At 61.3% G+C, this 21,989-nt stretch carries 21 protein-coding genes and 1 tRNA gene; 15 read left to right on the top strand and 7 right to left on the bottom strand.

Annotated features, from left to right (window positions below; genetic code table 11):
• Positions 1-2: 2 nt before the first annotated feature.
• The 4 genes from DESUT3_RS03180 to DESUT3_RS03165 all read left to right on the top strand — a co-directional run bounded on the left by DESUT3_RS03180 (position 3) and on the right by DESUT3_RS03165 (position 3,742).
• A complete protein-coding gene (locus tag DESUT3_RS03180) occupies positions 3-1,166 on the top strand; it encodes an ABC transporter permease (protein WP_221251025.1) in 1,164 nt (387 codons plus the stop codon).
• Positions 1,159-1,833 (top strand): ABC transporter ATP-binding protein, encoded by a 675-nt coding sequence (locus tag DESUT3_RS03175; protein ID WP_221251024.1) that lies wholly within the window; start codon positions 1,159-1,161, stop codon positions 1,831-1,833. The genes DESUT3_RS03180 and DESUT3_RS03175 overlap by 8 nt, the downstream gene beginning before the upstream one ends.
• 165 nt (positions 1,834-1,998) lie before the next feature.
• A tRNA-Pro gene (locus DESUT3_RS03170) sits at positions 1,999-2,075 on the top strand.
• A 629-nt stretch (positions 2,076-2,704) separates the two neighbouring features.
• Positions 2,705-3,742, top strand: a complete 1,038-nt coding sequence (locus DESUT3_RS03165) for a zinc metalloprotease HtpX (RefSeq protein WP_221251023.1) — start codon at positions 2,705-2,707, stop codon at positions 3,740-3,742.
• A gap of 215 nt (positions 3,743-3,957) precedes the next feature.
• On the opposite strand, the gene DESUT3_RS03160 is transcribed toward DESUT3_RS03165, so the two are convergent.
• Positions 3,958-4,734, bottom strand: coding sequence for an IclR family transcriptional regulator (locus DESUT3_RS03160; RefSeq protein WP_221251022.1), 777 nt, complete (start codon positions 4,732-4,734; stop codon positions 3,958-3,960).
• Between the two features lie 334 nt (positions 4,735-5,068).
• Here DESUT3_RS03160 and DESUT3_RS03155 point away from each other — a divergent pair, with 334 nt between their 5' ends.
• From DESUT3_RS03155 to DESUT3_RS03120, 8 genes are all read left to right on the top strand, one after another.
• Positions 5,069-6,427: an aminotransferase family protein gene (locus tag DESUT3_RS03155; RefSeq protein ID WP_221251021.1), complete on the top strand. Its 1,359-nt coding sequence runs from the start codon at positions 5,069-5,071 to the stop codon at positions 6,425-6,427.
• A gap of 30 nt (positions 6,428-6,457) precedes the next feature.
• Entirely contained in the window at positions 6,458-7,153 is a 696-nt protein-coding gene (locus DESUT3_RS03150) for a CoA transferase subunit A (RefSeq protein ID WP_221251020.1), read from the top strand.
• Positions 7,143-7,793: a 3-oxoacid CoA-transferase subunit B gene (locus tag DESUT3_RS03145; RefSeq protein WP_221251019.1), complete on the top strand. Its 651-nt coding sequence runs from the start codon at positions 7,143-7,145 to the stop codon at positions 7,791-7,793. Before DESUT3_RS03150 ends, DESUT3_RS03145 begins: the two co-directional genes overlap by 11 nt.
• A gap of 26 nt (positions 7,794-7,819) precedes the next feature.
• Positions 7,820-9,088 carry an ArgE/DapE family deacylase gene (locus DESUT3_RS03140; protein ID WP_221251018.1) on the top strand — a complete coding sequence of 423 codons (1,269 nt, stop codon included), beginning with the start codon at positions 7,820-7,822 and terminating at the stop codon, positions 9,086-9,088.
• A gap of 31 nt (positions 9,089-9,119) precedes the next feature.
• A complete protein-coding gene (locus DESUT3_RS03135) occupies positions 9,120-10,322 on the top strand; it encodes an acetyl-CoA C-acetyltransferase (protein ID WP_221251017.1) in 1,203 nt (400 codons plus the stop codon).
• A gap of 197 nt (positions 10,323-10,519) precedes the next feature.
• Complete coding sequence (locus DESUT3_RS03130; RefSeq protein WP_221251016.1) at positions 10,520-11,287, top strand: ABC transporter substrate-binding protein; 768 nt, start codon at positions 10,520-10,522, stop codon at positions 11,285-11,287.
• 83 nt (positions 11,288-11,370) lie between these two features.
• Complete coding sequence (locus tag DESUT3_RS03125; protein ID WP_221251015.1) at positions 11,371-12,027, top strand: amino acid ABC transporter permease; 657 nt, start codon at positions 11,371-11,373, stop codon at positions 12,025-12,027.
• 20 nt (positions 12,028-12,047) lie between these two features.
• A complete protein-coding gene (locus tag DESUT3_RS03120) occupies positions 12,048-12,809 on the top strand; it encodes an amino acid ABC transporter ATP-binding protein (RefSeq protein WP_318835976.1) in 762 nt (253 codons plus the stop codon).
• A gap of 160 nt (positions 12,810-12,969) precedes the next feature.
• Here the strand turns inward: DESUT3_RS03120 and DESUT3_RS21090 are convergent, their stop codons facing one another.
• From DESUT3_RS21090 to DESUT3_RS03105, 4 genes are all read right to left on the bottom strand, one after another.
• The gene (locus DESUT3_RS21090) at positions 12,970-13,095 is read right to left on the bottom strand and encodes a hypothetical protein (RefSeq protein WP_264082185.1); all 126 of its coding nucleotides are present in this window, start codon (positions 13,093-13,095) and stop codon (positions 12,970-12,972) included.
• Between the two features lie 124 nt (positions 13,096-13,219).
• Positions 13,220-13,423: a cold-shock protein gene (locus DESUT3_RS03115; protein ID WP_221251014.1), complete on the bottom strand. Its 204-nt coding sequence runs from the start codon at positions 13,421-13,423 to the stop codon at positions 13,220-13,222.
• A 333-nt stretch (positions 13,424-13,756) separates the two neighbouring features.
• The gene (locus tag DESUT3_RS03110) at positions 13,757-14,374 is read right to left on the bottom strand and encodes a LysE family translocator (RefSeq protein WP_225911679.1); all 618 of its coding nucleotides are present in this window, start codon (positions 14,372-14,374) and stop codon (positions 13,757-13,759) included.
• A 138-nt stretch (positions 14,375-14,512) separates the two neighbouring features.
• Positions 14,513-15,898, bottom strand: a complete 1,386-nt coding sequence (locus DESUT3_RS03105; RefSeq protein WP_221251012.1) for a hypothetical protein — start codon at positions 15,896-15,898, stop codon at positions 14,513-14,515.
• 424 nt (positions 15,899-16,322) lie between these two features.
• Between DESUT3_RS03105 and DESUT3_RS03100 the strand changes: the two genes are divergently transcribed.
• Entirely contained in the window at positions 16,323-17,696 is a 1,374-nt protein-coding gene (locus DESUT3_RS03100; RefSeq protein WP_221251011.1) for a tetrathionate reductase family octaheme c-type cytochrome, read from the top strand.
• Positions 17,697-17,829: 133 nt separating this feature from the next.
• Positions 17,830-18,597, top strand: coding sequence for an endonuclease/exonuclease/phosphatase family protein (locus DESUT3_RS03095; RefSeq protein ID WP_221251010.1), 768 nt, complete (start codon positions 17,830-17,832; stop codon positions 18,595-18,597).
• Between the two features lie 104 nt (positions 18,598-18,701).
• Here the strand turns inward: DESUT3_RS03095 and DESUT3_RS03090 are convergent, their stop codons facing one another.
• Positions 18,702-20,042 (bottom strand): Na+/H+ antiporter NhaC family protein, encoded by a 1,341-nt coding sequence (locus DESUT3_RS03090; protein ID WP_221251009.1) that lies wholly within the window; start codon positions 20,040-20,042, stop codon positions 18,702-18,704.
• A 487-nt stretch (positions 20,043-20,529) separates the two neighbouring features.
• Here DESUT3_RS03090 and DESUT3_RS03085 point away from each other — a divergent pair, with 487 nt between their 5' ends.
• Positions 20,530-21,183 (top strand): heterodisulfide reductase-related iron-sulfur binding cluster, encoded by a 654-nt coding sequence (locus DESUT3_RS03085; RefSeq protein WP_221251008.1) that lies wholly within the window; start codon positions 20,530-20,532, stop codon positions 21,181-21,183.
• Positions 21,184-21,325: 142 nt separating this feature from the next.
• On the opposite strand, the gene rbr is transcribed toward DESUT3_RS03085, so the two are convergent.
• Positions 21,326-21,901, bottom strand: coding sequence for a rubrerythrin (gene rbr, locus DESUT3_RS03080; protein WP_221251007.1), 576 nt, complete (start codon positions 21,899-21,901; stop codon positions 21,326-21,328).
• Between the last annotated feature and the right edge of the window lie 88 nt (positions 21,902-21,989).

The raw sequence follows: 21,989 nt of genomic DNA, 5'->3' as shown, positions 1-21,989 counted from the left end.
CGATGACCCTCTCCAAACTCGTCATGCGCAACATCTCCAGCCGGCGGGGGCGCTTCGTCTTCACCCTGCTTGGCATCGGCATCGGCATCGCCTCCTTCGTCACCTTCCTCTCCCTGGGCGGCAGCCTGAAAAGCGAAATCCAGCGGGAGTCGGCCGCCCTCGGCGCCAACCTGGTGGTCACCCCCAAGGGCTCCTGCGCCTATGAGCAGGTCTCCATCCTCACCGGGGAGCAGCTGCCCAACACCATCACCGGCGAAGAGGTGGAACAGATCCGCGCCATCGAGGGGGTCACCGCCATCCCCTTTCTGAGCGAGCGCACCGCCCTCGACAACCGCCCGGTGTCGGTCATGGGAATTCTGCCCGCCGAGACCCTCGCCTTCAAGCGCTGGGAGATCGGCCAGGGGAGCTACTTCGCCGATGGCGACCAGGACGGGCTGGTGGTCGGCGCGGTGGCCGCCGAACAGTTCAAGCTCCAGCCCGGCTCGCAGGTGCGGGTGCGCGGCGAAGAGCAGACCGTGCGCGGCGTGCTCAAGGAGACCGGCGGCAAGGACGACGTCACCCTGTTTCTGCCCCTGCCGCTGGCGCAGCGCCTCTACGCCACCAAGGGGACCGTCTCCTACGTGGCGGTGCGGGTCGCCGACCTCGACCGCCTCGAGCTCTACGCCCAGCAGATCAACGAGGCCACCAGCCTCGGGGTGATCACCGACAAGCAGATGCTCAAGTCGGTGCTCTCCATCGTCGGCACGGTCAACGTCACCCTGCAGCTGATCGCCGCGGTGGCGGTGCTGGCGGCGGCCTTCGGCATCATCAACACCATGATGACCGCCACCTACGAGCGCAAGCGCGAGATCGGCATCCTCCAGGCCCTGGGGGCGAGGCGCCGCACCATCTTCTCCATCTTCCTGCTCGAGTCGGGGCTCTACGGCCTGCTCGGCGGGGTGGCCGGGGTGGTGGGCGGACTGCTCTTCTCGGTGCTGGCCGCGCCGCAGATCAGCTCCAACCACTTCACCGCCTTCGTCAAGGGCTCGGGGAGCAGCGGCCTGGTGAGCCCGAGTATCGTCCTCGGCTCCATCGCCTTCTCGGCCGTCGTGGCCATCGTCGCCGGGCTCTACCCGGCCTGGCGGGCGGCGCAACTCTCACCGGTGGAGGCCATCAGCTATGAGTAATTCGATCATCCGCACCGAAAAACTGACCAAGAGCTACGGCCGCGGCGCCGCCGCCACCCACGCCCTGCGCGGGGTAGACCTGGAGATCCCCCGCGGCTCCTTCACCGCCATCGTCGGCCCCTCAGGGCACGGCAAAAGCACCCTGATGCACCTGCTCGGCGCCCTCGACCGCCCCTCAAGCGGCACGGTCCACCTCGACGGCACCGATCTGGGCAAGCTCGACTCGGCGGGCCTGGCCAGGTTCCGCGGCCGCAAGATCGGCTTCGTCTTCCAGTTCTTCAACCTGCTGCGCGGCCTGAGCGCCGCCGAGAACGTGGAGACCGCGATGATGCTCTCCGGCGCCCCGCCCAGCCGCCAGGCCGAACGGGCCCGCGAACTGCTCGCCCTGGTCGGGCTGGCGGAAAAGGCTGGCTCGCGCCCCGGCGAGCTCTCCGGGGGCCAGCAGCAGCGGGTGGCCATCGCCCGCGCCCTGGCCAACGACCCGGAAATCCTGATGATGGACGAGCCGACCGGCAACCTCGACTCGGCCGCCGAGGAGGAGATCATGCAGATCCTGCTCGACCTCCACAGCCAGGGCAAAACCGTGATCGTGGTCACCCACAACCCCGACATCGCCCGCCGCGCGCAGGCGGTCATCCAGGTGCAGGACGGCCAGATCCGCGCCTGAACCGAGCCACCAATGCAGCCGGTGCCCGTTCAACGGGCGCCGGCTGCAATCCTCCGCAATTCACCGCGGTCTCGGGCTTTTTTAACCAGGCCCGGCAAAACCTCTTGCCTTTTTGCCGCGATAGTGATAAAAACTCCCCCTGTTGTTCACAGACTAAGAAGATGTCGGGGCGTAGCGCAGCCTGGTAGCGCACCTGCTTCGGGAGCAGGGGGTCGGAGGTTCAAATCCTCTCGCCCCGACCATAATCATAAAAGGCACTTCCCCACAAGGGGAGGTGCCTTTTTGATTTATTGAACCAGGAGAGGATTTGAAGCGAAGCGAGCGCCGACTTGATGTCGGAAAAGCAGCCAAGGATGGCTGCGGCAGCGAGCGCAGGGGAGCCGACGCAGGCATGGACAGGAAGTCCAGGCCGTAGTGGGCAAATCCTCTCGCCCCACCACTTTTTTCCGATAGAAATCAAGAAGATAGCCCCACCCTCCGGACGGAAGGTGGGGCTTTTTCGTTGTGGGCTCCGGTCCGTGGACGAAATCCCTACGGCAATTGGGACCCCGGCGACGCTCCGGGGAGGGTGAATGTGTCAGGCAATAACTATCTCTGCAACGCCAGTAATCTTCGCTAGTCCCAATTTCCCCCCATCCCCTCCTACGTCAAAAAGCCAGGCGCCATGCCAATAAGCTGTATACGAAACCGCCTCAATGGTGACGAATTCATTAATTTGTGGCTTAAAAATATTTCTAATGCTTGGCCCATTTGATGCAGTCGCCAAATGTACCGGCTGTATTTTTGACTACTTGGGTTTTACAGGGGGATTTTCCGGGATAGCCTCGGACTTTCCCTGTCTTGCTCTATTTTTTCAAAACAGGAGGATTTTATGGCCATCGTAATGTGCGCAGAATGCGAGGGAGAAATTTCGAGCAAGGCAAGTGAATGTCCTCACTGCGGTTGTCCGGCCTCGGCTCAACAACAATATGATGAAAAGAACTTCTCCGAATACACCAAACAGGTTAGCGACAAGGGGTCTCTGGGAATTGTCGGCAATACCGCCAAAACCTTGAAATGGTTTGCCCTGGCCAATGAAGCGGTGATCATTTCCCTGGCAGTCATCACTCAGGGTGATGTTTCGTTGGGAGGTTACGCCTTCTTTTTGGCGGTCGGTTGCCTGGTCCCGTTCATTTCGCTCTACTTTTCAAAACCATTGGCAAAAAAAGCCCATAAACTAGTCATTATTCAAGAAGGAGCCTTCAAGAGCCCGTCCGAAGAAAGTCTTTACAACCTGGTCGCCCAGCTGAGCAAGAGGGCAGGCCTCGACCAGATGCCTGAGGTAGGAATTTATGCCGCGGATGACCTCAATGCCTTTGCGACCGGACGCTCGAGGGACGACTCCCTGGTGGCATTCAGCTCTTCGCTTCTGGCCCAGATGGATGAAAAAGGGATTGCTGCAGTGGCAGCCCACGAGATTGCCCATATAGCTAATGGCGACATGCTGACCATGTCGATCGTTCAAGGGGTGGTCAACGCCCTGGTTCTGTTGGTTTCCATCCCCCTGACAGCGTTTAAATGGCTGTCCTTTTTCAGCGATGATGTGGACTGGATCACGTTCCTGATCATTTCCGCCATCAAATTCGTTGTGGTTACCATCTTCATGTTTCTGGGCAACCTGGTGGTCAAGGCCTTTTCGCGCAAGCGCGAATTCGAGGCGGATCGACTTGCATCTGAACTGTTGGACAAGGATTCGATGGTTCACGCTCTCAAATCCCTGGAACAGGCGCCCATCGTCTTCCCCAAGGCCCAGGCCGAGTACGCCGCCTTCAAAATCTGTTCACCCGAGGCCATGCTGGATATTTTTTCAACTCACCCATCCCTGGAAAGACGCATTCAGGCACTGGAGGGGGTCCAGGCAGCCCTGTAGATGCGCCACAAGGCAACCGGGCTGATGAGCCAACCGCTACTCCCGGCACCTTTCGCCATCACAAAAACTAAACAGCCCCACTTCCCGGCCGGGAAGTGGGGCTGCTGCGTAAGACGCACCCAAAAGGGGAACTCCAAAGACGGGGTGCAGGGAAGCGGAACACCTTGGCGGCTTTGACAGTTGCCCCCCTTCAAGGGCGAATCGGGTTTAGATAATCACGAATTCGGGATCACCCCGGTGAGCCTATTGGCAAATTCCCGCAAAACAGTTGAATATTTATCTTCAAATTCCGCCAGAGACTGGTCCAGAGTCGTTGAGGTGAAGCAGGCCGCGCCGATCGGTCGCTTGGTGCTCTGGTTAAGTACGGGGGCCGCAATGGCAATCAGGCCCTTGATGTACTCCTCGTTGTTTGTCGCATAGCCTCTTTTCCTGGCCGAAGCCAGGTCCTCGTATAATTCCTCCTTGCCCGAAATCGTTTTTTCAGTCCTCGCCTCGAAAGATTGTCGGCGGACCAATTCCTCAAGTTCGTCATCCGGCAAACTTGCCATTACAGCCTTACCCGATGCTGTGCAGTATAAAAAATCACTTACCACATCCTGGTTATATACCAATGTGTTTGGTGTTTCACGGTTATACACCTGAACCAGAAAATGTGACTGAAATAGCGAAATGTCAATACTGACATTATATTGACATTGTATTTCATTCACCAACGGGTCTATCAATCTATGCATGTCGAATCCACGAATAATACGATTTCCCATAGCAACCGCCATTGGCCCAAGCCGTAATATTTTCGAATTTGAATCTTTATTCAAATATCCCAATTCAATAAATGTGTTAACCAACCTATACGTAGAAGTAAGATTCATCCCTATTTTTTCAGCCACTGCCGTCAGGCTCCAAGCTGAATTCTTTTCATCAAAAAGGTTTAGAATCCTCATGCCTTTTTCCAGGGTCTTCGCAAAATAGTCCATCGGTCGTTTCGCCATGGAGAAAATTCCTTTTTGTTGGTTTTGCAAGAGACCAAACCACATCGGCCCCCGTCCATTTAATTATTGTCCTGTGCCTTGCAGCAGCCCCGTGGGCTGCCGGGAAAATTCATCAAAGAGGTGGAAAGACCTTCTCTTTTTACCATAAATATAACTTAGTAAGGCTTCGCCAATTTGGTTGACAGTCTGAGGGATGGGGCATATCCTATAAAAACGTAAATCATTTACGATTATCGTAATATAGGCCGCCCATAAAAAAACACAACAAAAATCTCGGAGACCAGATCCGAGAATCCAATCGCGGGCAGAAAAAATGACAGAAAATGCATTGCCAATGGAGAACCTCGATAGCTTCAGCACCGACTATCTGTTCTACCAGTCGCGCAAGCAAATGCCCTTCATCGAAAGGGCCCAGGGCGTCTACATCTGGGATCATACCGGGAAAAAATATCTCGACGGCAGTTCCGGGGCGGTCAACTGCAATATCGGCCACGGCAACAACCGGGTGGCCAACCGCCTCGCCGAGCAGGCCCGCAAAGCGGTCTTCGCCTACCGGACGCAGTTTGAAAACGAGCCGGCCCATCGCTACGCCGCTGAGCTGGTAACGTATCTGGCGCCCCACCTGCAGCGCGTCTTTTTCGTCTCCAGCGGTTCGGAAGCGGTGGAGTCGGCAATAAAGCTGTGTCGTCAGTATTTCTTCAACCGGGGGCAGAAGTCCCGGCACCAGTTCATCAGCCGGACCCCCTCCTATCATGGTTCGACTCTGGGGGCCCTGGCGTTGACCTCCTATTCCCCTCTCGAAATCCCCTTCCGGCCGATGATGAAGGCTTATCCCAAAATCCCGGCGCCCTATTGCTACCGATGCCAATATCACAAAAAAACCAAGTGCAACCTGGAATGCGCCTGGGCGCTCGAAAGAGCCATCGTCGAGCAGGGCCCGGAAAGCATCGCCGGCTTTATCGCCGAGCCAATCGGCGGCGCCAGCACGGGGGCGGTGGTCCCGCCCCGGGATTATTTCGGGGTGATCGAGCATATCTGCAAGAAATACGGCATCTTTCTCATCCTCGACGAGGTGATGACGGGTTTCGGGCGCACCGGAAAACTCTTTGCCTACGAGCACTGGGATGTGGACGCCGATATTGTCGTGATGTCCAAGGGCATCACGGCGGGATACTACCCCCTGGGGGCCATCGCCGCCCGAACCGAATACGTGGACGAGATGATGGACAACGGCGGCTTTTCCCACGGGCATACCCTGGCGGGAAATCCGATGGGCTGTGCCGTCGGCCTCGAGGTGCTCAATGTGATCACCGAAAACCGGTTGAGCGAAAACGCGGCGGCGATGGGCAAACTTCTGAAAGCGGGGCTGGAGCGCCTGAAAAAACGGTTTCAATTCATCGGGCAGGTGCGCGGCCAGGGTCTGCTCACGGCCATCGAGCTGGTTCAGGAGCGCAAAACCCGCGAACCGTTTCCCGCCGAGCAAAATATTCACTTTCTGCTGACCGATGAGGCCTACGACGAAGGACTGATCATCTACCCGCGGCGACCGATCAATGGCCTCAAAGGGGATCACGTGCTGGTGGCGCCGCCATTGATTTCCACCAGAAAAGAGATCAAGGAACTGCTGGCCCTGCTCGAGCGCGCGCTGGAACGCACCGAGGCCAAACTGCCGGCGACGACACTTGGGTCATGAGCAAAACGAGCCCGGAACGGACCAGGGAAAATGATTGACAAAACCATCGCAGGAGATCAAGCACTCAGGCGGGTACTCGACGGCCAAACCATCATGGTCGGCGGATTCGGCGCACCCGGCACCCCCTTTACCCTCATCGAGCTGCTGCTTCGCCAGGGGACAAAAAACCTCACGCTGGTCAAAAATGACGCCAACGAGCCGGGAATGGGGATCTCCAAACTGCTCGAGGCCGGCCAGGTGCAAACCCTGATCGCCTCCCATATCGGGCTCAATTCGACGGCAGTGGCGATGATGAACCGGCGGGAAATCGAGGTCCTGCTCTACCCGCAGGGGATTCTGGCCGAGAAGATCCGGGCCGGGGGAGCCGGCCTGCTCGGCTTTCTGACCGATATCGGCGTCGATACCATTCTGCGCGAAAGTCGCCAGGTGGTGAACCTGGACGGGCGCGAAGCGATTCTGGAGAAGGCTCTGCGCGCCGACGTCACCCTGATTCACGCGGCGGTTGCCGATCGGGCCGGCAATCTGGTTTTTGCCAAGAGCGCGCGAAACTTCTGTCCCCTGATGGCCACCGCCGCCGCCACGGTTATCGTGGAAGCCGAAAAGGTGGTGGAAACCGGCACCCTCGATCCGGACCGGATCCATCTGCCGGGAGCCTTTGTCGATCATATTCTGGCCCTTGACGAACTCACCCCGGACTATGGAGTGTTGCCACACCATGCCCTATAGAAAAAAGATAGCCGCACGCGCGGCCCGGGAGATTCATTCGGGTCAGGTGATCAATCTCGGCATCGGCATCCCGAACATGATCCTCGACTACCTTGCGGGCGGCGTCGAGGTCTTCGTGCAGTCGGAAAACGGCATCCTCGGCATCGGCCCCCGCTGCCCCAGGGGGACCGAGGACCGCAACCTGATCGATGCCGGCGCCAACTACGTCACCCTCACCCCCGGAGCCTCCTTTTTCGACAGCGCCCTCTCCTTCGCCTTGATCCGCGGGGGGCGGGTCACCACCAGCTTTCTCGGCGCTCTGGAGGTTTCGGCCAATGGCGATCTGGCCAACTGGATCATCCCGGGGAAGATGGCGCCCGGCATCGGCGGCGGAATGGAACTGGCCCAGAAGGCGCAGCGGGTGATTGTCACCACCTCTCACACCACCCGGGAAGGGGAGCCCAAGATCCTGGCCCATTGCACCCTGCCGCTGACAGCGCGGGCCTGCGTGAAAACCATCATCACCGAACTGGCGGTGATCGACGTGACCCCCCAGGGGCTGATGCTGCGGGAGATCGCCCACGAGTCGAGCCTTCGTGAAGTGCAGGAGAAGACCGCTGCGCCCCTGCTCTTCGCAGCAGGGGAGATCCCCCGGTTTTAACCTTTGAAGGAGCCCAAGCCACGCCAATGACCACCGCGGAACAACGCATCCTGGCGACCGTCGACGCCCTGGCCGATGAGATCATCGATTTTTCCGCCCGACTGGTGAGCGAACCCAGCACCCTGGGGAACGAGGCGTCCGCCCTGCGGGTCATGGAAGATGAGCTGGTCCGGCTCGGCCTGCCGCCGGAGCGGGTGCCCATCGATCCGGCGGTTCTCGCCGAGCATCCCGGTTTCGCCCCGGTCCCCTGGAGCTACCAGGGACGCTACAATCTGGTCGCGGCGCGGCCGGCGGATGGCCAGGGTGGGCGCAGCGCCCTGTTCAACGGACATCTGGACGTGGTGAGCCCGGCGCCGGTGGACTTCTGGGAGACCGACCCCTTTACGCCCGTCATTCGTGACGGCTGGCTGTACGGGCGCGGAGCCGGAGACATGAAGGGCGGGGTGGCAGCCATGAGCTACGCCCTGCACGCCGTGGAAAGAGCCGGTTTCGGCCTGCGCGCGCCGGTGACCCTGGAGGCGGTCATCGAGGAGGAGTGCTGCGGCAACGGGGCGCTGGCCTGCCGGGAAGCGGGCTACGACGCCGATGCGGTCCTCATCCCCGAACCCTTCGGGCCGACCCTCTACACCGCCCAGGTCGGAGTACTCTGGTTCAAGGTCCGCATGCGCGGGGTCTCCTGCCACGTCCAGGCCACCGCGGCGGGGGCCAACGCCATTGAAAAGAGCTATCCCATCATTGCCTCCCTGCGCCGCCTGGAGGAGGCGATGAACGCGGAGGAGCGCCCCGCCGCCTACCGCGCCATCCAGCATCCGCTCAACCTGAACATCGGCATCTTCAACGGGGGCGACTGGCCCTCCACCGTCCCGGCCGCCGCCGAATTCCACGGCCGGCTCTCCTTTTTTCCCGGCACCCCCTACCCGGAGGTCTGCGAGCGCATCCGGGCCGCGGTGGCCGAGGCGGCGCATAGCGACCCCTGGCTGGCGGACAATCCGCCCGTGGTGGAATTCTACGGCTTCCGCTCCGAGGGGCATACGCTCAGCCGGGAACTGCCGGCGTTGGCGACCCTCAATGGCTGTCACCGCTCCCTGATCGGCCAGGATGCCGAGACCTACATTTCGACCTGCACCACCGACCTGCGGGCGTTTCACTTTTTCGGCAAAGGGGTGGGGACCTGCTACGGACCGGTGGCGGAGAACATCCATGGCGCCAACGAGCGGGTCAATATCGACAGCATTCTGCAGGTGGCCAGGGCCTATGCGCTGTTTCTCGCCCGTTGGTGCCACCTGGCGGAATGAACCGGAACGGAAACCGAGGGAGAAATAACTCATGCAGGATGTGGTAATTGCCGGGTATCTGCGAACCGCCTGCTCCAAGGTCAAGCCCGGAGACCCGGGCAAGGACTGGTTCCATGCGCTACGTGCCGATGACCTGCTGGCCGAGGTGGTTCCGCAGTTGCTGCAACGACACGGGATCGAGGGGAGCGAGGTGGACGACTTTCTCGTCGGTTCGGCGCTCGGAGTGAGCGAGCAGTGGACCTTCGGCGGCCGCACCCCAGTTTTCCTCGCCAATCTGCCGGCCAAGGTGCCGGCCAAGTTCATCGATCAGCAGTGCGGCTCCAGCATGGCGGCGATCCATACCGGGTTTCTGGAGATTGCCGCCGGCTATGCCGACCTGGTTTTGGCCGCCGGCATGGAACACATGGGGCGGGTCCCCGTCGGACCGACCCTGTTCGACCAAGGGACGATTTCCGTCAATCCACGCCTGTACCGGGAGGAGCGCTTCGGCCATTGGGACATGTCAACCACCATGCACATGGGCTTCACCGCCGAAAAGCTCTGCAGCGAAAGCGGCTTCGGTCGTGAAGCTCTCGACCGGTGGGCCGTCCGTTCTCACCAGCGGGCGGCAAAGGCACAGCAGGAGGGGTTTCTGGCCGACGAGATTCTGCCGATCGAGGCCCGACAGGCGAGCGGAGAGGTGATGACCGTCTGCCGGGACCAGGGGGTTCGCGAGAACGCCCAGCCGGAAGATCTGGCCAAACTGGCCCCGGTCTTTCGCCCCGACGGCCTGATCACCGCCGGCAATGCCTCGCCCCTGAACGCCGGGGCCGGCGCCCTGCTGCTGATGTCCCGGGCGCGCGCTGAGAGCAGGCAGCTCGAGCCTCTCGCCACCATCCGCGCCATCGGCTTTGCTGGCGTCGACCCCACCCTGATGGGAGCAGGCCCCATCCCTGCGGTGCGTATGGCGCTGAAGAAGGCCGGCCTGGAAGCCGCCGACATCGATTACTGGGAGATCAACGAGGCCTTCAGCATCGTCGTGCTCAACGCCATCCGGCAGCTGAAAATTGACCCCGAGCGGGTCAACGTCAACGGTGGTGCTATCGCCATCGGCCACCCCCTCGGGGCCACCGGCATTCGCCTGGTGGGCACCCTGGCCCGCACCCTCCAGCGCAACGGGGCCCGCCTCGGCTGCGCCGCGGCCTGCATCGGCGGCGGTCAGGGGATCGCGACCATTATTGAAAGAACGAACTGATCGAGGGTTTTCCGCAAAGGCTTTCCAAGGGGAGTTGGGCATCGCCAACAGGTCTTTTTCCCGCAGCCCCGGTGGAAATCATTAAACAACTCTTTAATATGAATGTTCGCCATCGGGTTTCAGCGTGCTTTGCGATGGACCCGGTTTTTAAATCGCCTCACCCCGGATCGGGGTGACCTTTTGCCAAGGAGCGAGGTATGTACAGAGCTGCGGTGTCCACCCTGTTTGTTGCCGTGTTTTTCATGATCGCCACCCCCTGTGCCGCCGATGAGCTTGACCAGATCCGCAAGGCGGGTGAAATCAGCTTTTCCATGAGCGGGCAATACCCCCCTTTCAATTTCGTCAATGAGAACAACGAGCTGGCAGGCTTCGACGTGGAGCTCTGCAGCGAGATCGCCCGCCGCATCGGCGTTAAACCCGCCCCTCTGACCACAGCCTGGGACGGCATCATCGCCGGTCTGCTGGCCGCCAAGTACGATCTGATCTGCGGCAGCATGGCGATCACCGAGGAACGCCTGAAGGCCATCGATTTTTCCGACCCCTACTATCGCTCCGGCGCCCAGCTGTTCGTGCCCAAAAAATCCGAGGTGGATTCGGCGCAGCAGCTCAACGGGAAAAAAGTCGGCGTGACCCTGGGTACCACTTTTGAAGAGTGGGTGCGGACCAATCTGCCCGGTGTGGATGTGCGTACCTACAAAGGTGTCCCCGACATGATCCTTGAAGTAGCCAACGGCCGCATTGACGGCTTCATCACCGACCGCATCGTCGGCGCCATGGCGATCGACGAGAAAAACGCCCCGATTAAACTGGCCGGTCCCCTGCTGTACGAAGAGAAGATGGGCATCGCGCTCGCCAAGGACAATCCCGGCCTGCGCAGCGCCATCAACGAGGCCCTCGCCTCCATGCAGAACGACGGCTCCTACCATGACATCAGCATGAAGTGGCTGAAGATCGACGCACGCTGATTCGCCGCGGCCGGAAGCCAAGGCGGCCATGGCTGACTCGATTGTCATCGCAAGCATGAATCAACCGCAGGGGGTACTTCAAGATGCTCGACTGGGATGTCATTAGCCACTATTTCCCTTTCCTTGTAAAAGGGGCGATGCTGACCCTCGAGATTTCAGTGATCTCCCTCGTTCTCGGGTTGATATTCGGCCTGGTGGCCGCCCTGTGCATCCTCTCCGCCAACCCTCTGCTGCACTGGCCGGGCCGCTTCTATGTCTGGGTCATCCGTTCGACCCCCTTGCTGGTGCAGCTGTTCATCATCTACTTCGGCCTGCCCCAGTTCATGGTCGATCTCAGTCCCTTCTGGGCCGGGGTTCTGGGCCTGGCCCTGAACACCGGTGCCTACAATGCCGAGACGATCCGCGGCGGGATTCTCGCCGTGCCCAAAGGGCAGCGTGAGGCCGCGCGCTCGCTTGGCATGAGCGAGGCCCTGACCATGCGCCGTATCATCCTGCCGCAGGCGCTGCGGCTGATCATTCCGCCGCTGGGGAACAATTTCGTCATCCTCATCAAGGACACGTCGCTGGTCTCCACCATCACCCTGGTCGAACTCACCCTGACCGCCCAGCGGCTGATCAGCTCCACCTTCAAACCCTTCGAGATGTATCTGATGGCGGCTTTCCTTTACGCAGTTCTGACCACCTGCGCCTCCCTGGCGTTGCGTCAGGTCGAGCGGCGCACCACCTGGGGGCATGCATGAGTGATACGGGGGAGAGGCAGATGACCAAGGAACCGATGATCCGCCTGCGCAACCTGAGCAAGAGCTTCGGGGATAACCAGGTGCTCAAGGGGATCGATCTCGACGTGGCGCGCAGCGAGGTCCTGGTGCTGATCGGCCCGAGCGGGTCGGGCAAGAGCACCCTGCTGCGCTGCGTCAATAACCTGGAAAGCCCAACGGGGGGGGAAGTCATCGTGGACGGCGAACGGGTCAATCGCACCGATCTCTCACCGCGAGCCTTTCAGAAGCACCTCAACCGCGTCCGGACCCACATGGGGATGGTTTTTCAGCACTTCAACCTCTTCCCGCACAAAACGGTGCTGGAGAACATTCTCGAGGCCCCGACCCAGGTGCTGGGCAGAAGACGCGAAGAGGTTACCGTGGAGGCTTTGGAACTGCTCGACAAGGTGGGACTGAAGGAGAAGCGCGACAGCTACCCGGCGCAGCTATCCGGCGGGCAGCAGCAGCGGGTGGCCATCGCCCGGGCGCTGGCGATGAAGCCCTCGGTGATGCTTTTCGACGAGGTGACCAGCGCCCTAGATCCCGAGCTGGTGGGGGAGGTGCTGCGGGTCATGGAGGGTCTGGCCGCCGAGGGGATGACCATGATCGTGGTGACCCACGAGATGGGGTTTGCCGAGCGGGTGGCCAACCGGGTGGTATTCATGGCCGACGGCCACATCATGGAGCAGGGGCCGCCGAAAGAGATTTTCCGCAACCCCCGCGAGGAGCGTACCCAGCGGTTTCTCGCCGATGTCCTCAAGTAAGATTGGCCCCTGAAAAAAAAAGGGGGTTCCGAAGAGGAGTATTTCTAGCGCACTAACATGAGGGGCAGGGGGCCCAAGGCTCAAACACTCCCGCCCCAGCCCATGTTTTTTCATCGAAAAAACAACTGGCCCACCTCCCAGCGTCCGCGGGGCCGGGTAGCTATTCCTCTTCGGAGCTGCCCTGGACCTTCTCGGCCTCTTTGCGTTTAATTTTCTCTTCCTTTTTAGCTTTTTTGGCAAGTTCCTTCTGGCGCTTTTCCCAGCTGTAGTTTGGCTTTTTCGCCATAAGGTTGTCCTTTCAGGTGTTTTTTCCACCAGCTCTCGGGCTGAGAGCGTATTTCCGCAAACTGCAGATAGAAAAAAAGCCCCACGAAAATCCGTGAGGCTCTTTGGATTGGCTGGGGTAAAGCTTACTTCAGTCGGCGAACATTGGACGACTGGGGGCCCTTCTGGCCCTGGGTGACATCAAAAGACACCCGGTCGCCCTCGGCGAGAGATTTAAAGCCGTCGCCCTGAATCTGGGAAAAATGAACGAAAACGTCGGGCCCATTGTCCTGCTCGATGAAACCAAAACCCTTTGCGTCGTTAAACCACTTTACGGTACCTTCTGCCATCTTTTTCTCCATCGCCCCCCATGGGGCCTTTTTGTTGTGCAAATTTCAACCCCAAAAAAGAAAAACACACAGCCCAAGTGGGTCTGCGTGTTTAGGTCCATTTTGACACTTTGCCAAAATGGTAGGTTGCGAAAACCTGCACAAACTTACTCAAGTGAAATGATCCTAGCATGGGTGCGTTTTAAAAAGCAAGTGCTTAAAACCTGAAAAAAAGAAAATTGAATTCAGCGTCTTTCACCAGACCCCCAGGGGTAAACCTGCAAATCAGATCCACCTGCAAAAAAAATCAGCCCCGCCTCCCGGCCGGGAAGTGGGTCTGTTGCGTAACCCGCTTCAGCGGCCGCTCGCCAGGCGCAGGCCGAAGGCGATGAAGATGAGCCCCGCGCAGCGTTCGATCCAGTGCCGGCCGCGGGCATAGGCGGTAGCGCAGCGGCGGCCCGAGAGCAGCCAGGCGAGCAGAGAATACCAGGCCAGGGAGATCGCCGCCATCAGGCCTATGCAGAGCAGGCCGACCCAGAGCGGAGGGTCGGGCGGCAGCGAGGCGGCGAACAGGCTGCCGACGAAGGCGGCCGTCTTGGGGTTGGTGAGGTTGGTGACCAGGCCGAGCCTCCAGGCGTCGCCGGGGGCGGTCCGCCGGCGGAGGCTCTCTCCATCCAGTTGGGCGCAGCCGCGGCGGGCTGCGGCCAGGGATCTGATGCCGAGAAAAACCAGATAGGCGCCGCCGCAGACCTTCAGCCCCAGATACAGCCAGGGAGCGCAGGTGAACAGCAGGCTGATGCCGAAAAAACCGGCCGCCCCCCAGCAGATTGTGCCGCTGCAGATCCCCAGGGTGGCGAACCAGGCGCCGGCGAAGGTTTCGGCCATGGCGATGCGCGCCACGACCAGGGCGTTGGGGCCGGGGGTAACCACCGCCACCGCCCAGAGGCCGGCAACGGCCAGCAGGATGGCCATCAGTTCCACGACAGGACTCCGCAAAGGGTTGCTCGGGCCATGATCCACCCCCGGCAGCGTCGATGGACCCTGGCCGGGGCTGTACTTTTATGGATGGAGCACGGTACCCGCCCGGCCGCCGCAGGTCAAGCCCCAAGCTCAAATCACCCTGATCGTAAAGGCCCAGTCGGCCAGCGGCAGCCCTTTGACCCGCATCTGCACCACGTACTCACCGGGGACCAGCAGGTTGGAGGGGAGGATTCCGAACCTGGCCTTCACGGCCTTTTCCAGCTGCTCCCGGTCGAGCAGCATCCGGCCATCCTGCAGCAGCAGCGTCCCCGGTACCGCCACGCCGCCGCCGCTGATGGTGATGCCCTCGGCGGTGCGACCCTTGAGGGTGACCTGGCCCCCGGCATCCAGCACCATGTTGGGCGTCCCGTCGGGGCTCAGGGTCAACTTGACGCCCTTGGCCTCGATGAGCGCTTGGCGTCTGCTCTGCCGGGCATCGATGATCAGGGTCACGGTGGCGCCGGGGTAAGACTTCTCTACGCCGAAGTCGTTATGCCCCCGGAAGAGGATTTCCATGGACGCAAAATCGGCCGGGACGGCAGCGCCGCTGGAAATCTCCTGGCCGTCGACCAGCACCTGCTGCAATTCCACGAAACCGGTGCGTACACAGTTCAGCAGAGGCGCCGGATCCCTGGCCAGCCCAACCAGCGCCGTCTCCACCGCCTCCTCGCTGACCGGCGAGGGGAGAGCGGCGATCCGCTCCAGCAGCGCCTGGGCCGCCTGCACCACGGCAGTTTTCATGCCGGCAGGGTCTTCACAGGTGAAGCCGACCCCGGCGACCTGCCGGCAACCCAGGGCGGCAGCCTCACCCAGGGCATCGACCAGGGCCGGGTCAAAATTCAGAAACACGGGGTCGAGCCCCGCAACCTGCCCGCCGAGCAGGCGAAACAGCAGGCGATGCTGGGCATCCTGCACGATCCCCAGCCCGTCGAACAGTTCGATCAGCAACTCGGCCCCCTTGGCGAGCTTGAACAGCTCCCGGGAGGCTCCCTGCGGCTGCGAAAGGTCGGTATCGTAGTCTTCCCCGGGCAACAGGAGGGCGAGGCGCGCCTTCAGCTCATCGGGGTGATCGGCCAGGGCCACCAGAGTGGTCAGGGGGGTGATATTGGCCGCCCCTCCGGGGGCCAGCACCTCGTAGGCCGCCCTGCCCCTCAGGGTGTCGTACCCGCCCCGGCTGACCAACCGCCGGGACTGGTTCCGGACCGTAAGTTCAAAACCGCCGTCAGCGTCGGTTTCGGCCGACGGCTCATCGCCATCGGCAACCAGGTTGCCGTTGAGGTCCGCAAACACCAGGGCCCCGGCCACCGGTCCCTGCACGACCCTGCCCGCCTCGGTCACCTCGGCCGGCGGCGGATCGGCCCCCGGGTCGCCGACGGGGCCGTCACTGCCGCCTCCACCCCCGCAGCCCGCCTGCAGCAGAGCTGCGCTTATACCCACGATCAGCAAACCAGCCAGCCCTCCCCTGAATGTCATCATCAGTCTCCTCCTTGCGTATGGTCATCTCTAACCCCTGGATGGGAACATTATTAAATACTACTCACATTGTTCGACCTATCAAGGAGGAAAATTCACAACCATCGATTTACTTCCATCCCTTCACCCGGACTTTCGATTTCCCGGTTTCCGCAGCCAGTCGATTCGGCGCCACGCACCAACCCGCTCATGGCTAGGTTTTAATTCCCTTGCCGCAAAGGCCGCCTAAAGTGCCGTTGCGGCAGGCGGCAGGGTGACGCCGCAGCCCGCGGGGGCCAGCCACATATCCTAATAAGAAGTTTTTACCTTGACGGAAAATTTTTATATATGTAGAATTCCGAATATTTAAATTGTTAAATCATGTTTCACCAACTGCCACCGCTGCCCTTCCGGGCAGCAACCTAAGATGAAAGAAAGGACCAGGGAGATGAAGTATCTGCAGATTGTTTCGCTGTTGGCAGTCCTGATAGCCGGGCCGGCGCTGGCCGCCAGCCACCAGGACCGGATCAAGGGACCGATTGCCGAGCCCCAGGAGGTCACCCGCCAATGCCTCCAGTGCCACGAGTCGGAAGCCAGGGATTTCATGAAGACCTCGCACTGGAACTGGGGCCTTGTGCAGGAGGTCGACGGCAAGCAGGTAGAGCGCGGCAAAAAGAACGCCCTCAACAACTATTGCACCTCGGTGGCCGGCAACGAGCAGTTCTGCGCCAAGTGCCACGCCGGCTACGGCCTGACCGATGTCGACAGCTACGACTTCAAGAACCCCGAGAACGTCGATTGCCTGGTCTGCCACGACACCACGGGCACCTACGTCAAGGGGACCAACCTGGCCGGCTACCCGATCGAGAAGGTGGACCTGCTGTACGTGGCGGCCAATGTCGGCAGGCCCAACCGCGACAACTGCGGCCAGTGCCACTTTTACGGCGGCGGCGGCGACGCCGTCAAGCACGGCGATCTCGACTCCTCCATGGCCTATCCGGACCGCAACACCGACGTCCACATGAACGTCGAGGGCAACGATTTCGCCTGCGTCGATTGCCACGCCACGAATAATCACCAGATTTCCGGCAACTCCCTCGGTGTTTCACCGGGAGGCCGCCTGCACATCGCCTGCACCGGTTGCCACGAGGGCGAGATCCACTCCCAGAGTCGCATCAACGCCCATCTCGATAGCGTCGCCTGCCAGACCTGCCACATTCCGACCTTTGCCACCAACCTGGCCACCAAGATCTGGTGGGACTGGTCCAAGGCCGGCGAAGAGCGCCAGTTCGACGAAAAGGACGAGTACGGGCATCATACCTACGTGAAGAAGAAGGGCGAGATGAAGTACGCCAAGAACGTGGTTCCCGAATACCACTGGTATAATGGTACCGCCGAGGGCTACCAGAGGGGCGAGCAGATCGACCCGGAGCAGGTGGTGCGGCTGGCCTATCCCCTGGGAGACCGGGGCGACCAGGAGGCCCGGATCCACCCCTTCAAGGTCATGCGCGGCAAGCAGATCTACGACACCCGCTTCAAGAACCTGATCACCGCCAAGGTAGCCAACGACGGCGGCTACTGGGTCGATTTCGATTGGGACAAGGCGGCCCGCCTCGGCAGCAAGGCTGCCGGGCTGCCTTACAGCGGCGAGTACGGGTTCGTCGAGACGGAGATGCACTGGCGCATCAACCACATGGTGGTCCCCAAGCAGCAGGCGTTGGGCTGCCTGGACTGCCATGGTGACAACGGCCGCCTGGACTGGCAAAAACTCGGCTACCCCGGAGACCCCATGAGCAACCCGGACTGGGCCCGCAGCCATTGACCCAACTTGGCAGTTACTGCCGAAAAGCCTCCGGGACATCCCGGGGGCTTTTTCGTTGCCGGCGCCCGCCGGGGACCAGGCCCCCCTTGCGTCATGGCCGATACAAGGCTTTAATTGCATTTCAGGAGCTACGATGCGATTTATCCTCTACAACATCCGCTACGCAACGGGGCGCAGGGCGCACGACTATTTCCGCCCCTCGCGCAAGAACCTGGGGCGGATCACCTCGTTTCTGCGCGAACAGGAACCCGACCTGGTGGGGCTGATCGAGGTGGACCAGGGATCGTACCGGAGCGGCGGGAAAAACCAGGCTGAGTTGATCGCGCAAGAGCTGGGGCACTACCATGCCCATTCGGTCAAGTACGGCGAGGCCTCGTTGTGGCGCAACATCCCGGTGCTGAGCAAACAGGGCAACGCGTTTCTGGCCCGGGACAAGATCCGCGGGACGACCTTCCATTTCTTCGAGCAGGGGATGAAACGGCTGGTTCTCGAGCTCGAACTCGACCACGTGGTGGTCTTCCTGGTGCATCTGGCGCTCGGCTCCCGAGTGCGCCACCAGCAGCTCGGCGCCCTGTACAACCTGGTGAAGAAGACCAGGAAGCCCCACCTGGTGGCCGGGGACTTCAACGCGCTCTGGGGCGAGGAGGAGATCGAGCTGTTTCTCGCCGCCAGCGGCCTGCAGAACGCCAACCATCGGCGGCTGCCGACCTTTCCGAGCCACAGGCCCCAGCGGCACCTGGATTTCGTCCTCTACAGCAGGGGGATCAGCGTCCGCGACATCCAGGTACCGCAGGTACTCTACTCGGACCACCTGCCCCTGGTGGTCGACCTGGACGTCGAGGTCGGCAGGGAAAAACGCAGGTGGCCACGCTTCGGAAGGAAAAGGGGTTCCGCCGCCTGACAGGGAGAAGCCGGACCCGCCGCTCCACTTATTCCACCCGCACGAAATCGTAACGCGCCATCGGCTCCCCGGCAACTGCTCGCCGAAAGCGTCCAGCGACCGCCTCAGGCGCGGGCGCGGGCTGCCCTGACCATGATCGCAACCACCCCGGCCAGGGCGAGCAGGAAACAGTAATAGACCTTGCCCATGACCTGCAGGGGGCTGAGCTCCATGACCGAAGAAACCAGCAGGATCTGGGCACCGTAGGGGATCACCCCCTGGATGACGCAGGCAAAGATGTCGAGGGTGCTGGCGGCGTGGCGCGGGGAAACCCCATTGCGCCTGGCGAGGTCGCGGGCCACGTCGCCGCTGACGATGATCGCCACGGTGTTGTTGGCGGTGCAGAGATTGGTCAGGGCAACGACTCCGGCGATCCCCCCTTCCGCGATGGCCCGGTTGTCGCCCCCGCGGGAGCAGCGGCGGATAACAGCCTCGACCTTATGGACCAGGAAAGCGAGCCCGCCCTGCTCCTTCATCAGGGCACCGAGACCGCCGATCATGAGGGAGAGGATGAAGATCTCCTGCATTTTGGTGAAACCGGTCCAGATATCCCCGGCCAGGCTGGTGATGCCGTAGCCGTCGACGGTCAGCATGCCGATCAGACCGGCGAGCAGGATACCGGCCGGCAGCACCGCAAAGACGTTAAAGCCGGCGAGGGCCATGATCAAAATAACGACATAGGGGAGCACCTTGAGGGGCTGCAGGGTCTCCATCTCCGGGATCTCCGAGCCCCCGGAGAAAAGCCAGAGGGTGAGCAGCACAACCACCGCGGCGGGCAGTGCGATGAAAAAGTTGACGGCGAACTTGTCGCGCATGCGGCAGCCTTGGGAGCGCGTGGCGGCGATGGTGGTGTCGGAGATTATGGAAAGATTGTCCCCGAACATGGCGCCGCCGAGCACGGTCCCCGCCGCCAGGGGCAGGGAAAGTCCCGCGGTTTCCGCGACTCCCAGGGCAATGGGTGCCAGCGCAGCGATGGTCCCCATGGAGGTGCCCATGGCGGTGGAGATGAACGCGCCGACCAGAAACAGGCCGGGCAGCAGCAGGCTCTCGGGGATCACCCGCAGCGCCAGGGCGACGGTGGCCTCGACTCCTCCGGTAGCGCCGGCTACCGCGCTGAAAGCGCCCGCCAGCAGGTAGATCATGCACATGGCCATGATGGTTTCATGGCCGGCTCCGCGCAGAAAGGTTTCGACACTGTCGTGCAGCGAGCGGCGGGAAAGCGCAAAGGCCAGCACCAGGGCAGGCAGGGCGGCCACTGGGGCCTGAATCTGGTAAAAGGCAAATTCGGTCCCCTGCAGGTGGTAGTAGATACCGCTGCCGAGGAAAATGGCGAGAAAGAGAAGCAACGGAAGCAGCGCCAGGGCGCTGGGCAGCGATTGGTCCATGGACCCGGGATTATTTCTCATGGGCGAAGGTGCCTTTCTTGTTGCGTTATCCGGGTTCTTTACTTGGCTACCGGAAAAGGGGCGAATACTAGCCCAACATGGAAACCTGGACAAGAAAAAAAAGGCCAATGATCCATATCTTAGGCCAGCAAGCGGGGCCTTTTCATCCTAGCATTTTTTCAAACCGCGCCAGAAGGGCCGCAACCGGCGAAATCAAGCCGGCCGACAATCGAACTCCATTGCAGAGCGAAGAGAAAAAGCCGCTCGGATGTTCACCTGACTGCGCCAGGCCCCGGTGGGCCCGGCAGTTCCCCTCCCCCTGGCACTCCTCCCAACGGGGGGGGTAGAAGGATTACCCTGCACGAAATACGAATTCGAAAAAAACTTACCTCCGCAAGAATCGGGTTGGCGCACCGATTAGGGAGTGATACCTTCCGCCCGAGCCGACATGACGTGCAGATGTCCCCTAAACCACCGGAGCGGTCTTCCCCTTTCAAGGAGCCTTTTCATGGATATGGCTTTCGCCCCCGGCTGTGCCCTGCTGATCTACAAGCCGGAACTGGCACGACGGATGCTCGAGTTGCTGAAACAGGACTTTCCCGAACTCCAGGAGCACCGGACCTGCTGCCGGCACCAGCCGGGGCTGCCGGCAGGGACCCGGATCATCAACACCTGCGCCGGTTGCGACCGGCGCTACCGGCAGCTTTACGAGGGGATTTCCACGGTCTCCTTCTGGGAACTGCTGGCGGCGAGCGAAAGCTTCCCCTTCCCCGACTACCGGCAGCGCCGGATGGCCATCCTCGACGCCTGCCCCACCCGCGACCAGCAGCGAGTGCATCGGGCCATCCGCACTCTGCTGCAGAGGATGAACATCGAACTGGTCGAGCCGGAGCGCAGCGGGACCCGCTCGACCTGCTGCGGCGACAGTTACTACGGCACCCTGCCGGTGGAGCAGGTCAAGGAGCAGATGCGCCGGCGGGCCGCGGAAATGCCCGTGGACGAGGTGGTCGTCTACTGCGTCTCCTGCATCAAGGCGATGCACATCGGCGGCAAACAGCCCCGCTACCTGGTCGACCTGCTGTTCGGCGAAACGACCCACCCCGGCACCTTCGAGCCGGACCAGTGGCACGCCGAGCTGGAGGCTTTCATCGAGGCCCACTGAGGGCCCGACGGCCGCCAGAAAGTTCTGCCCGGGCTTCCGCTTCCCCCCCTGCAACGACAAGGGCGCCGGATCGCTTCAACCGATCCGGCGCCCTGTGCATTTTCGGGGATAAAAGGCCCTGAAGTCCGGCTTCGCCGGCAGCCTACCAGTTCTCGCCGAGCAGCTCGAAATGGGCCTTGGGATGGATGCAGGCGAGACACTTCTCCGGGGCTTGCTGGCCGATGTGCAGGTAGCCGCAGTTGCGGCAGCGCCAGGTCACAATTTCCTCGCGGGTGAATACCTGCCCATTTTCGAGATTGGCCAACAGGTCGCGATAGCGTTTCTCGTGCTGCTTTTCCGCCACCGAGATCGCCGTCCAGACCTGGGCGATCTCACCGAACCCTTCTTCGCGGGCCTTGGCAGCGAAAGCCGGATACAGTTCGCTGTGCTCCTCGTTCTCGCCCATCGCCGCGGCCAGCAGATTCTCGGCCGTGGTACCCATCCTGCCCGCCGGGAAGCAGGCGGTAATTTCCAGATCTCCCCCCTCGAGGAACTTGAAGAAACGCTTGGCGTGCTCCTTCTCCTGGTTGGCAGTCTCCTCGAAGATATCGGAGATCTGCACGTAGCCTTCCTTTTTCGCGACGGCGGCGAAATAGGTGTAGCGGGTGCGGGCCTGACTTTCGCCGGCGAACGATTTCAGCAGGTTCTTTTCGGTCTCGGTTCCTTTGATGCTGGGCATTGCAGTCCTTCTCCTTGCGAATGATGGTGATGAGGGCCGGCGCCATGGCGCCCGCCCCCAGGGGTTGACGGGAAACGCCGGGGCGGGG

Origin of the sequence: Desulfuromonas versatilis, assembly GCF_019704135.1 — a bacterium.
GTDB classification, from domain to species: domain Bacteria; phylum Desulfobacterota; class Desulfuromonadia; order Desulfuromonadales; family NIT-T3; genus Desulfuromonas_A; species Desulfuromonas_A versatilis.
The sequence above is the reverse complement of the archived record's forward strand: the minus strand, read 5'-3'. Positions and strand labels throughout refer to the sequence as shown.

Bases quoted from the DNA above. Each gene is read 5' to 3' on its own strand.
- DESUT3_RS03180 (WP_221251025.1), top strand. From the start codon at position 3: ATGACCCTCTCCAAACTCGTCATGCGCAACATCTCCAGCCGGCGGGGG.
- DESUT3_RS03175 (WP_221251024.1), top strand. From the start codon at position 1,159: ATGAGTAATTCGATCATCCGCACCGAAAAACTGACCAAGAGCTACGGC.
- DESUT3_RS03165 (WP_221251023.1), top strand. From the start codon at position 2,705: ATGGCCATCGTAATGTGCGCAGAATGCGAGGGAGAAATTTCGAGCAAG.
- DESUT3_RS03160 (WP_221251022.1), bottom strand. From the start codon at position 4,734: ATGGCGAAACGACCGATGGACTATTTTGCGAAGACCCTGGAAAAAGGC.
- DESUT3_RS03155 (WP_221251021.1), top strand. From the start codon at position 5,069: ATGGAGAACCTCGATAGCTTCAGCACCGACTATCTGTTCTACCAGTCG.
- DESUT3_RS03150 (WP_221251020.1), top strand. From the start codon at position 6,458: ATGATTGACAAAACCATCGCAGGAGATCAAGCACTCAGGCGGGTACTC.
- DESUT3_RS03145 (WP_221251019.1), top strand. From the start codon at position 7,143: ATGCCCTATAGAAAAAAGATAGCCGCACGCGCGGCCCGGGAGATTCAT.
- DESUT3_RS03140 (WP_221251018.1), top strand. From the start codon at position 7,820: ATGACCACCGCGGAACAACGCATCCTGGCGACCGTCGACGCCCTGGCC.
- DESUT3_RS03135 (WP_221251017.1), top strand. From the start codon at position 9,120: ATGCAGGATGTGGTAATTGCCGGGTATCTGCGAACCGCCTGCTCCAAG.
- DESUT3_RS03130 (WP_221251016.1), top strand. From the start codon at position 10,520: ATGTACAGAGCTGCGGTGTCCACCCTGTTTGTTGCCGTGTTTTTCATG.
- DESUT3_RS03125 (WP_221251015.1), top strand. From the start codon at position 11,371: ATGCTCGACTGGGATGTCATTAGCCACTATTTCCCTTTCCTTGTAAAA.
- DESUT3_RS03120 (WP_318835976.1), top strand. From the start codon at position 12,048: ATGACCAAGGAACCGATGATCCGCCTGCGCAACCTGAGCAAGAGCTTC.
- DESUT3_RS21090 (WP_264082185.1), bottom strand. From the start codon at position 13,095: ATGGCGAAAAAGCCAAACTACAGCTGGGAAAAGCGCCAGAAGGAACTT.
- DESUT3_RS03115 (WP_221251014.1), bottom strand. From the start codon at position 13,423: ATGGCAGAAGGTACCGTAAAGTGGTTTAACGACGCAAAGGGTTTTGGT.
- DESUT3_RS03110 (WP_225911679.1), bottom strand. From the start codon at position 14,374: ATGGCCATCCTGCTGGCCGTTGCCGGCCTCTGGGCGGTGGCGGTGGTT.
- DESUT3_RS03105 (WP_221251012.1), bottom strand. From the start codon at position 15,898: ATGATGACATTCAGGGGAGGGCTGGCTGGTTTGCTGATCGTGGGTATA.
- DESUT3_RS03100 (WP_221251011.1), top strand. From the start codon at position 16,323: ATGAAGTATCTGCAGATTGTTTCGCTGTTGGCAGTCCTGATAGCCGGG.
- DESUT3_RS03095 (WP_221251010.1), top strand. From the start codon at position 17,830: ATGCGATTTATCCTCTACAACATCCGCTACGCAACGGGGCGCAGGGCG.
- DESUT3_RS03090 (WP_221251009.1), bottom strand. From the start codon at position 20,042: ATGAGAAATAATCCCGGGTCCATGGACCAATCGCTGCCCAGCGCCCTG.
- DESUT3_RS03085 (WP_221251008.1), top strand. From the start codon at position 20,530: ATGGATATGGCTTTCGCCCCCGGCTGTGCCCTGCTGATCTACAAGCCG.
- rbr (WP_221251007.1), bottom strand. From the start codon at position 21,901: ATGCCCAGCATCAAAGGAACCGAGACCGAAAAGAACCTGCTGAAATCG.